The sequence below is a fragment of the Legionella fairfieldensis ATCC 49588 genome (genome assembly GCF_000621525.1).
GTDB classification, from domain to species: Bacteria; Pseudomonadota; Gammaproteobacteria; order Legionellales; family Legionellaceae; genus Tatlockia; species Tatlockia fairfieldensis.
In genome coordinates this window covers 39,141-49,426 of the sequence record NZ_KK211302.1, presented here as the reverse complement: position 1 = coordinate 49,426, position 10,286 = coordinate 39,141, and the positions used below count along the sequence as shown (strand labels likewise).

Here is a 10,286-nt window from a genome sequence, read left to right as displayed (position 1 = left end):
CTCGCCTCGGGCGGCCTGCAAGCCGCAGCCCAGCATCAGCGCTTTGATGCCGCGCAGGTGTTAAGCGATAACCTCGGGCAGGCTATTGGTGAGGGGGTTGTGCAGGGTGCCATAGCGCAAGTAAAACCAGAATCGGTTCCTGCTGCTTTTACAGACAATCAAGACTTAGGCTACTGTGCAATTGAAGGAGAGTCTGAAGAAGGTTATTCTTCCCTTCCAAAAGGTACGTATGAGCGTTTTCATCAAGAGGCGCTTCAGCGTCGTTGTCTTGAGGCGCTATCAGAGAATCAGCCTTGGTTTGTACCGGGTGAGGGTGATAATATCTTTAATGAATTAAGTTTGTTTGAGAGTAAAAAAGCTCCACCTTATGAAAACATCTCATTAGGTATGGCTGTAAATCATTATAATGGATGGATAACAAAACATGCTGTTCTTAATGAAGGGATAGGTTTTACCAGTTTGCCAGGTCTTGCTGTTGATATCGAACAGTTTGTGGGGGAGGGTTATGCAGCAGGTATTAAGGCTGGTTATGATACAATTTCTCACGTAAAGGGAGGATGGAATGCGTCAAAGACGGTGTATACACATTATTATCCTTCGGATAACAGTTTATATATGTTGTTTAAAAATGAAGATGGTTCATTAAGTAGTATTTTCTCCGAAACCTTGAGTACCGAAGGTAGTCGATTTAATTATCAAATGAAAACAAGGGTAGCTCATAGTGCTGTCACTGGTTTGGCAAGTACGTTGAAATGGAGTCCTATTTTATCACTGGCCGGTGAAACATTGGAATATAGTATAGACAGCTATTATCAGATACCGGGCGGAAAATCATTTAACGCTGTGAATTTCACTGTGGATGTGGGTCTTGATGTGCCTAAAATGATTGTCAGTAGTGAAGCTGGCGTTATCGTGGGGGCTGCAACGGGAAGCTTGGCTGCATTAACAACAACATGTATGGAATTGGGTGCTTTCGCTGGCCCTGTAGGGGTATTGGCTGGCGCGGGAGTTGGTTTTACTACTTCTATGATAATGTCCTATGGAATAGAAAAAGTTTACGGGCATTATCAATTAAGAGAAAATCTTAAGCATAAATTTCATAAGGAAAAATAATGAAAATAAAAATAGTGATCCTAAAAAAACGTCTTTTTATAGGAAACGTTTTGGGTGTATTGCTATTGTGTTCTTTTGTATTTTTATTTATTCCAAGAATGGGAATTTATCATACAAATGACATGAATGTCATTAAGTATATTGCATATACAATAATACTGTTGGTATTTATTTCTTTTTTTGTCCATGCTAAATATGATAAAAAATATGAAAATTTAGTAATATTTCTTAGATTATTAATTTGGACGGTCGCAACAATTTGGTGTTTTATTATATTTTTATTATTTTGTTATAGAGTTCTATATTGCTACAAGTTGTATCTATTAGTGAAGGCATTGAGTATTTTATTATTTTTGATATCAATGACGCCATTTGCTGTTATTTTTTTATTTAGGAAAAAAATTTATAATGAGATGATTAAGTCTGGAAAAATAACTTTTTCTCCAAAAATATATCGTTTAGGTGGTGAGTATCCGAGAATTTTAAAAAATGATGAATTTATAACAAACATGGGGAAAAATATTCAAAAAATATCTGTGTTCTTAACATTGTTTGCTTCTTTATTTTCATCAAACATTATATATATAATGACTCATATATCCAATTTGAGTATTATTTTATATGGATTTTTAATGTGTATATTTATATGGATAATTAATTTATCTTCTAGTTTACCATTTATCGATTTTTATGTTGTAAATAAAATGAATTCTAAACAATAAAAACCAATTAAAAGATATGAATAATCAATATGAAGGATCAGAAATAAAAGGTGACATTGATTTTAAATAGTGTGAGTGGAATTACAGAAAAGCACCGACGGAGAAGAACAATACGCGCAGCGACCAAGCTGCCTATCTGAATTACCTTGCCCAGCAGTTGGCCGGAGAAGGGGGGTATGGCGAGTTGCCGCTGTCAGAGGCGATGGCGTCAGCCCCCTCGCTGGAACCAGCCCCTTTGCCCGAACCGACAACCGGTTCTCCAGGGATAAAGGCGCTGGCCTCCCTCGCACTGGACTTTGTGCCGGTAGCCGGTCAGTTAAAGGCGATGGATGAGCTATGGACAGGCCGTGACCGTCTCTTGAATGTGGAGGTTAACCGCGGCCTGTCAGCGTTAGCACTTATCCCCGGTGGCAAGCTTGCGGCTAAAACGGTTCAATGGTTAGGGAAAACCAGACCGGTCATGGCAGCCATGCAGTTGACGCGGGATAGCAAAGTGATTGAAAGTGCCGCCAGTTACTCGAAACAAACGGTTCATTTTCTCTCGGAGTATAAAGGGGTTATTGCCAAACATACATTAAACGCAGGTGTCGGAGGAACGTCTTCGTTTCTTTCGGCACTGTCTACTGGGGATGCGCATCCGTGGCGTAGTGCGGTGATTGGGGCAACTTCAGGTCTTTTATTTGGTATCAAAACACCTGTGACATTTAAAAATACCGTTAAGTTAAGCGCTGTTGCCGGAGCAGCATCCAATGCAATGGGTCAAGTCATAGAAAAAGTTGGTGGAAATAAGACACCTATTAGTGTAACAAAAATAGGTGTGGCGGCTTATGCGGGCGGTGTGACGGCTTGTTTAACGTATGGCATGCCGCTTATTCCTGCGGCCATTGTCAGTTTTGGTCCTTCGACAGTCATTAATAAATTAGGAGACGTGTTTTATGAGCGCTGGTATAACAATGCACAATAATCAATATGAAGATGTAATCCATGGTGGTTATGGATTTGCGGCATGGCTTATGCCCATTGGTGTTTTATTTTTCTTTTACCCTCAAATGATTGGTGTTTATTTATTAGTAACTACGCCACCTTCAATAAGTGAAGATTATTTAACGACATGGTTTATTTTTTTTCTAATGACGGGGATTGTTATTTGGTTTGGTTCTAGTTTTATTTACGCATTACAAACTGTCCAGTTTATCAAATTTAACGAAAAGGATATTTTCATACGTTTATATTTCAACCGAAAAGTATATTGTTATCCGGAAGACTTACTGGCAATCAACGATTTTAAAATCAATAAGCTGATGTCCCAGACAAGAACGTTTCCCGAAGGGGGTACGGGGTTTTTAATTCATTTAAAGAATGGAAAACGATATCGGGTGAGTCCTCATATGGCGAGATTTGAGGAACTGAAAGCAGTATTAACCGAGATTGCGGCAAGGAATAAATAGCGATGACTGGCTGTAATTCGAAGATCAGGAGATGATTCTCGATTTTTCCACTCAATGATTGTGTTAAATCCATTAACTTTATAAGATAAGTGATTAATAGGACTTTATTAAATGATCCAAGGACAGGTAGATGACTTATTTTAACCTTGCTGTATATTGTGAAAATGAAACGATTAAAATAAAGGCAGAGACCATTTATAAAATATCTTCAGAGGAAGCAGCAGAGCCTGTTCAAACTCCGCAGGTAATAACTTCACTCGAAGATTTACCTTCTTCACCTTCTTTGCCTTTTTCGAATGCATGGGACAGGTTTTTTTTTGATTTTTCTTCTCTTGCCACAGATTTGCATACGCTAATTCAAAATTCTATTAACTTTTCCGGTTATGAGTTGCCCGCCTCTTATGGGGGAGATATAGAACAATTTAAAATGGATACTGTCATCTTTGAATTGCCAACAAATCCCTTATTAGCGATTAATTTTATTTTATTGCTCCATTATTCACAATATAACGATGGTGTAAGATACAATCGCTCTTTTGAAAAATGTTTGGTTGACAGTCAAGTAGATTATTATTTGCCAATTTTTGGAAGAAGGAGGTTTGACGACGTCAGAGCTTTTTTTGATGGAGTAGGACGTTTTCCTTCACCGTCTGATTGTTCTTTATCTAAGAAACAAACATTTACAGACGCTTTTTTGGAGGGCCACCTCCTTATTAATAATTTTCGGGAGACATTGGAGAACCCACCCAATCGTTACCAGGACGTTCTTACTCATTTAAATACTTTCTTTCAAGGTTCATTATCCAAATACATTAACTATCGTTCATTAAACAATGCTTATGAGTCAGATCAGGTTTTACTTGAACAATACAATGAGATGCTTCCTGACTTAAAAAGATTAAATACGCTCAACCAATCCAATCCACTTAAAAATAATGGATTTTTCAGCTTTTCAGAGAAAGGATCAGTTAACCCTGAAAGGAGCTCTCGCATTTGTCAATGTACGATTGTGTAAGGGAATAATAGAGCACTTTAAAAATCTTGTCCGTTTTTGCTTGATGCGGTTTGCAGCGGGATGCTGGGAGGTCAGTAGGGCAATAAAAACATCGTGAGATTAATAGCTTTATATAAGGGTAGGTAGATGACTTATTTTAACCTTGCTGTATATTGTGAAAATGAAATAATTAAAATAAAAGCAGAGACTATTTATAAAGTATCTTCAGAAGAAGCAACGAAGTCTATTAAAGCCCCGCATGTAATAATCACTTCACTTGATGAGCTCCCTCCTTTGAATTTATCTGACAGACCTATTCTTGATTTTTCCTCTCTTGACGCAGAGCTGCATGCGCTAACTCAAAATGCTATTAACTTTTCCGGTTATGAGTTGCCTCCCTATTATGATGGAAATATAGAACAATTTAAAATGGATACTGTCATCTATGAATTGCCAACAAAGCCCTTATTAGCAATTCATTTTATTTTATTGCTCCATTATTCACAATATAATACTTGTGCAGTGAGATACAATCGTTCTTTCGAAACCTGTTTGGTTGATAATCAAATCAATTATTATTTACCAATATTTGGTGGAGAATATGACAATATCAGAACTTTTTTTGATGACATAATAAGCACCGCCCCTCCGCTCTCTTCCATGGAAGAGATATATAAAGAAGTTTTTTTAGAGTATCATCTTCTTATTGGTAATTTTGTGAGCTTGAAAAACAAACCTAGTCATTATTATGACGTTTTTACTCATTTAAATACCCTCTTTCTAGGCTCATTATGCAAATACATTAACTATCGTTCATTAAACAACGCTTATCAGTCAGATCAGGTTTTACTTGAACAATACAATGAGATGCTTCCTGAATTAAAAAGATTAAATATGTTCAATCAATCCAATCCACTTAAAAATAATGGATTTTTCAGCCATTCAGAGAAAAGAGCAGTTAATCCTGAAAGGAGTTCCCGTGCTTGTCAATGTACTATTTTATAATCGTGTGGAGATAAAGATACACAACTGGCAGGGAAATTCATTACATGATAAAATTCCACTTTTTATTTTGGCTGGTTTGATATTCTCCTATGTGGATGTTTCTTTACCAAATGGCGTCACCTAAGGCTTTTTATCGCAGGACGCGATCCTGGCTTGGTTGGCTAGGTTTTAGCGCTTTGTTTAGTCTGATGGCCGGTCTGATTTGGGGGTTGGTTTTTGCACCGCCTGATTACCAGCAAGGTGATGCTTTTCGTATTATCTATGTCCATGTGCCTAGTGCTTTTCTGTCAATGGCTCTTTATGGCTGGATGAGTTTTCTTGCGCTGCTTTTATTAGTCTGGCGTATTAAAATGGCTGGTTGGATGTTAGGTGTTGCTGCTCAAACAGGGGCATCCATGGCTTTTTTAGCTTTGGTTACGGGGAGTATCTGGGGTAAACCGATGTGGGGTACCTGGTGGGTCTGGGATGCTCGTTTGACTTCGGAACTCATTTTGCTATTTCTCTATTTGGCTATTTTAGCGACTAAAAATATCTTTCAAAATAAAGACAATGGGGATAAGGTCATTGCTATTTTAACCTTAGTGGGGTTAATTGATTTGCCCATCATCCATTATTCAGTCTATTGGTGGAATTCGCTCCATCAGGGAGCAACCCTGACTGTTTTCGCAAAACCTAAAATTGCAGCCCCCATGCTCTATCCTTTATTAGTCACCCTTGCAGGTTTTTCTCTTTATTGCGTTTGGGTGATATTACATAAAACCCGTTATGAAGTATTAGAACGTGAATATAGGCAATCGTGGGTAAAGGATTTGGTAGACCGAGGTGGATTATGAGTTCCTTCTTGCATTGGTTAGCCATGGGCGGGTATTCCATTTATGTCTGGTCTGCTTATGGGTTAGTTTGTGGGGTATGTCTGGCTAATGTAGTTGCGGTTAAATTTCAAGCTGCACAAACACATAAAAAGCTGTCCAGGTGGTTTAAGAGACAATCGGTATGAATCCTGTTCGTAAGCGCAAGATCCAGTTAATAGTGTTTATTGGTTCTATTATAGGAATAGTTTCGGCCTTAATTCTTTTTGCTTTAAGACAAAATATTAATTTATTTTATACGCCTACTCAAATTGTTCATCAGGAAGCGCCGCTGAAGCACAGGATTCGTGTGGGTGGAATGGTTGTTAAAGGAAGTGTGGTACGAGGAGCAGATGATTTATCAGTTCAATTCAGATTAACGGATTTCAAGGAAACAATAATTATTAATCATGAGGGTATTTTGCCTGATTTATTTCGAGAAGGGCAAGGCATCGTGGCTTTAGGCGAGCTTACCGACAATCAGCATTTTATTGCAGAAGAAGTACTGGCCAAACATGACGCTAATTACATGCCGCCAGAGGTCAAAGACGCTTTGGCGAAAACAACTCAATCCGGAGTAAAGAAAAGTACATGATTGCCGAAATTGGTCTATTTTCTCTGATAGTGGCTTTATTATTTGCCGTTTTGCTGGCAGTGATTCCGGCTGTGGGATTGCGGTGTAAAAACATAGAGTGGATTGCTGCGGCACCTCTTTATGTATGGGGTCAATTTTTATTTATAAGTGTTGCTTATTGTTGCCTGACCTTTTGTTTTTTTAATGACGATTTCACTGTAGGGTATGTATTAGCCAACTCCAGCACTTCTTTACCCTGGTTTTATAAATTATGTGCTGTTTGGGGAGGGCATGAGGGTTCTATGCTGTTATGGGTGGCCATTTTAAGTTTTTGGATGCTGGCTGTCTCTTTATTTAGCTCGGCGCTGGATGAGGCAATGCGCGCACGCGTTTTAATTGTTCTGGGATGGCTGAGTATAGGGTTTATACTTTTCTTACTGAGTACGTCTAATCCTTTTACCAGACAGTTTCAATTATTGGGAACTCAAGGCCGTGATTTAAATCCTTTGTTGCAGGACCCAGGCTTTTTATTTCATCCACCGATGCTTTATATGGGGTATGTCGGTTTTTCTGTCGCTTTTGCCTTCGCCATTGCGGCTCTTTGGGTCGGGAGGATTGAAGCGACATGGGCCAAGTGGACCAGACCCTGGACGCTTGCTGCCTGGTGTTGTTTAACAGCAGGTATTACTCTGGGAAGCTGGTGGGCTTATCGTGAGTTAGGTTGGGGAGGCTGGTGGTTTTGGGACCCTGTTGAAAATGCCTCGTTCATGCCCTGGTTAGCAGGTACTGCCTTGCTTCATTCTCTCGCTGTCAGTGAGCAACGGCAGCAATTTAAAGCATGGACAATGTTACTTGCGATTACTGCTTTTTCTTTAAGTTTGGTCGGTACTTTTCTGGTGCGTTCCGGTGTGCTCACTTCAGTGCATGCTTTTGCTGTTGATCCCCAGCGAGGGCTTTATATTCTCTGTTTTTTACTGATAGTTATTGGCGGTTCGTTGTTATTATTTGCTTTGCGCGCCCAGACATTAAAACAAGGCGAAAATCCATCAGTTATTTCTCGCGAAAGTGCTCTGCTTTTAAATAATGTTTTTCTTATTACCGCGATGCTGACGGTGTTAATGGGCACCATTTATCCCCTGCTAATTGATGGTCTGGGTTTAGGTAAATTATCGGTAGGCGCTCCTTATTTTAATTCGGTTTTTGTACCTTTAATGATTCCTTTACTGCTTTTAATGGGATGGGGAATTCATTTTAACTGGCAGCGTGAGAGTCTTAAAAAAGTAGCGGCTAAATTGACGGGGGTGATTTTTTGCAGTGTCGCATTCCCACCGATTTTACTCTACCTATTTACAGATTCTATTGAAATCTACGCATTATCAGGTTTGATTCTCGCTTTCTGGATTGTATTAAGTACTGTGAAGCTGGTTGTGGTTCGTAGTCAGCAGCGAGGTTTTATTAACCTGGGTCAGGCTTTTTGGGGAATGGTAGTTGCTCATTGTGGTTTGGCGGCTATAGTTGTTGGCATCGCCGTTTCTAACGGGTATGGTATTCAGGATGATGTCAAAATGGCCCCTGGCAGTAGCGTCAAACTGGCAGGTTATACTATTTCTTTTATTAATAAGTCCGCTTTAGATGGCCCGAATTATCATGGTACAAGAACAAGTTTTGCAGTAAATAACCATAAAAAAACTACGCTGATTTACCCGGAAAAACGTATTTACAATGTAGGCGAAATGGCAATGACTGAATCGGCTATTGATGTTAATCCATTTCGCGATATTTATGTGGCGCTTGGTGAACCTTTCGATAATGGTGCATGGTCAGTTCGTTTATATTTTAAACCGTTTGTTCGTTGGATTTGGGGCGGTGGTTTTATGCTTTTGGCAGGTGGTTTACTGGCTTTAACAGACAGACGTTATTACCAGTCACGCCGTAAAATAGCCAAATGTGTGGCACAAGAGGCCAGTGTATGAATGCTATTTTATGGCGCTTGACTCCATTCACAATTTTTGTTTTTTTGATATTTTTCTTTTGGCGAGGACTATCGCTTGAGCCTCAACGATTACCTTCTACTTATTTAGGCAAAGCGCTTCCACAGTTTCAGCTTCCTGTCCCAGGTGAGAAAAAATTATTTACCACCGACCTTATGAAAGGAAAAATCGCGTTGTTAAATGTATGGGCTAGCTGGTGTGAAGCCTGTATTGATGAGCAAGTGCTCTTAATGCGGCTTGCGCGCGAGAAGGTTGCGATTTATGGGCTAAACTACAAAGATAATACAGAGGATGCTTTACAATGGTTAAAAGAGTGGGGAAATCCTTATCAAGCAATTGGTGAAGATAAAGAAGGCAAGGTAGCCATTGATTTGGGCGTGTATGGTACGCCGGAAACATTTCTTCTCGATAAAGAAGGAATAATTCGTTATAAACACGTGGGTATTTTGACAGAAAAAGATTGGGTTTCTAATTTTTTACCGCGTATCAAACAGTTGCAGGGTGAATCATGAAAATACTGCAATCTTGTATTTTAATAATTTTTCTCTGGATACCAACTGTCTGGGCAAATACACTTTACCCTTTGGATACCAGGCAGCAGGATGCGCAATTTTCTCATTTGTTAAAAGAATTACGTTGTTTAGTATGTCAAAATCAGGATTTGGCAGATTCCAATGCGGGTCTGGCAAAGGATTTGCGGCAACAAGTCTATGTCCTGGTGAAAGCCGGAAAGAGTGATGGGGAGATTATTAATTATTTAACTGAACGTTATGGTGATTTCATTTTATTTAAACCGCCAGTAAAGCCTGTCACTGCGTTATTATGGTTTGGTCCTGCCTTATTTTTGCTGTCAGGTTTAATAATTTTTTGGCGTACTTGTTTGAAGCGAAAGTCTAATGAATGAATGGTGGTTGTTGGCTTGTTTTATAATGCTCGGTCTACTTGCTTTGCCGATGGTTTTATATCCATTTCGCAAAATGAGAGGATTCAGTGTAATAGTTGCTTCACTAGCGGTTTTATCATTAACTTTAGCGTACCAATATTGGGGAGCCTGGTCTGATTGGCGATATTATGTGAAAAACCAGGTAAGGCAACAACAAGTACAAGCTGTATTGCAGACTATAAAAAGTCCTGCGGAGCTTATTAAAAAATTACAGATGCGTTTGCAAAGTGATCCAAAGAGTGCACGGGGATGGTATTTATTAGGTCGATTGTATGTGAGCCAAAACGAATGGTCTCAGGCTCGTGATGCGTTTTTGAATGCTTATCAATTAAATCCTCATGATGAAGCGATTATTGTGAATTATGCTCAAAGCCTATGGCAATTAAACCAGCAACAATTTAATGAGCAAATCAGAGTTCTGTTTAAGTCTCTATTACAAAATAATCCTCAACAACCGGATGCTTTGGCCATGCTGGCAATGGATGCTTTTGTCAGTCATAATTACCAGCTGGCAATTGATTATTGGCAACAGCTTCTTAAATTAGCCCCCGGGCAGTCACAAGAAGCTCAGATGATAAGAAAAGCTATTGCTAAAGCACAACGACAATTATCTTCATAAAACTATGATGATTTTCTTATTAGAGTTCT

13 protein-coding genes are annotated in these 10,286 nt (G+C 39.1%); all 13 read left to right on the top strand.

Features of this window, described 5'->3' with window-relative positions; translation table 11 throughout:
• On the top strand, positions 1-1,113 hold a 1,113-nt coding region (locus T345_RS15625), incomplete at its 5' end, for a hypothetical protein (RefSeq protein WP_211249734.1).
• Positions 1,113-1,835 carry a hypothetical protein gene (locus tag T345_RS0113015; RefSeq protein ID WP_028389680.1) on the top strand — a complete coding sequence of 241 codons (723 nt, stop codon included), beginning with the start codon at positions 1,113-1,115 and terminating at the stop codon, positions 1,833-1,835. The genes T345_RS15625 and T345_RS0113015, both read left to right, overlap by 1 nt.
• Before the next feature lie 202 nt (positions 1,836-2,037).
• On the top strand, positions 2,038-2,799 hold the full coding sequence (locus tag T345_RS0113010) for a hypothetical protein (protein WP_028389679.1): 762 nt from the start codon (positions 2,038-2,040) through the stop codon (positions 2,797-2,799).
• Positions 2,771-3,283, top strand: a complete 513-nt coding sequence (locus tag T345_RS0113005; RefSeq protein ID WP_131777818.1) for a hypothetical protein — start codon at positions 2,771-2,773, stop codon at positions 3,281-3,283. The genes T345_RS0113010 and T345_RS0113005 overlap by 29 nt, the downstream gene beginning before the upstream one ends.
• 130 nt (positions 3,284-3,413) lie before the next feature.
• Positions 3,414-4,298: a hypothetical protein gene (locus T345_RS0113000; protein WP_028389677.1), complete on the top strand. Its 885-nt coding sequence runs from the start codon at positions 3,414-3,416 to the stop codon at positions 4,296-4,298.
• A 126-nt stretch (positions 4,299-4,424) separates the two neighbouring features.
• Entirely contained in the window at positions 4,425-5,282 is an 858-nt protein-coding gene (locus T345_RS0112995) for a hypothetical protein (protein ID WP_028389676.1), read from the top strand.
• Positions 5,283-5,371: 89 nt separating this feature from the next.
• On the top strand, positions 5,372-6,115 hold the full coding sequence (gene ccmC / locus T345_RS0112990; protein ID WP_028389675.1) for a heme ABC transporter permease CcmC: 744 nt from the start codon (positions 5,372-5,374) through the stop codon (positions 6,113-6,115).
• Positions 6,112-6,279 (top strand): heme exporter protein CcmD, encoded by a 168-nt coding sequence (gene ccmD / locus T345_RS0112985; RefSeq protein ID WP_028389674.1) that lies wholly within the window; start codon positions 6,112-6,114, stop codon positions 6,277-6,279. The genes ccmC and ccmD overlap by 4 nt, the downstream gene beginning before the upstream one ends.
• On the top strand, positions 6,276-6,725 hold the full coding sequence (ccmE, locus tag T345_RS0112980; RefSeq protein ID WP_028389673.1) for a cytochrome c maturation protein CcmE: 450 nt from the start codon (positions 6,276-6,278) through the stop codon (positions 6,723-6,725). The genes ccmD and ccmE overlap by 4 nt, the downstream gene beginning before the upstream one ends.
• Positions 6,722-8,677 carry a heme lyase CcmF/NrfE family subunit gene (locus T345_RS0112975; protein WP_028389672.1) on the top strand — a complete coding sequence of 652 codons (1,956 nt, stop codon included), beginning with the start codon at positions 6,722-6,724 and terminating at the stop codon, positions 8,675-8,677. Before ccmE ends, T345_RS0112975 begins: the two co-directional genes overlap by 4 nt.
• Positions 8,674-9,207, top strand: a complete 534-nt coding sequence (locus T345_RS0112970) for a DsbE family thiol:disulfide interchange protein (protein ID WP_028389671.1) — start codon at positions 8,674-8,676, stop codon at positions 9,205-9,207. Before T345_RS0112975 ends, T345_RS0112970 begins: the two co-directional genes overlap by 4 nt.
• The gene (locus T345_RS0112965) at positions 9,204-9,599 is read left to right on the top strand and encodes a cytochrome c-type biogenesis protein (RefSeq protein ID WP_028389670.1); all 396 of its coding nucleotides are present in this window, start codon (positions 9,204-9,206) and stop codon (positions 9,597-9,599) included. The genes T345_RS0112970 and T345_RS0112965 overlap by 4 nt, the downstream gene beginning before the upstream one ends.
• Positions 9,592-10,257 (top strand): tetratricopeptide repeat protein, encoded by a 666-nt coding sequence (locus T345_RS0112960; RefSeq protein ID WP_028389669.1) that lies wholly within the window; start codon positions 9,592-9,594, stop codon positions 10,255-10,257. Before T345_RS0112965 ends, T345_RS0112960 begins: the two co-directional genes overlap by 8 nt.
• The last annotated feature ends 29 nt before the right edge of the window (positions 10,258-10,286 follow it).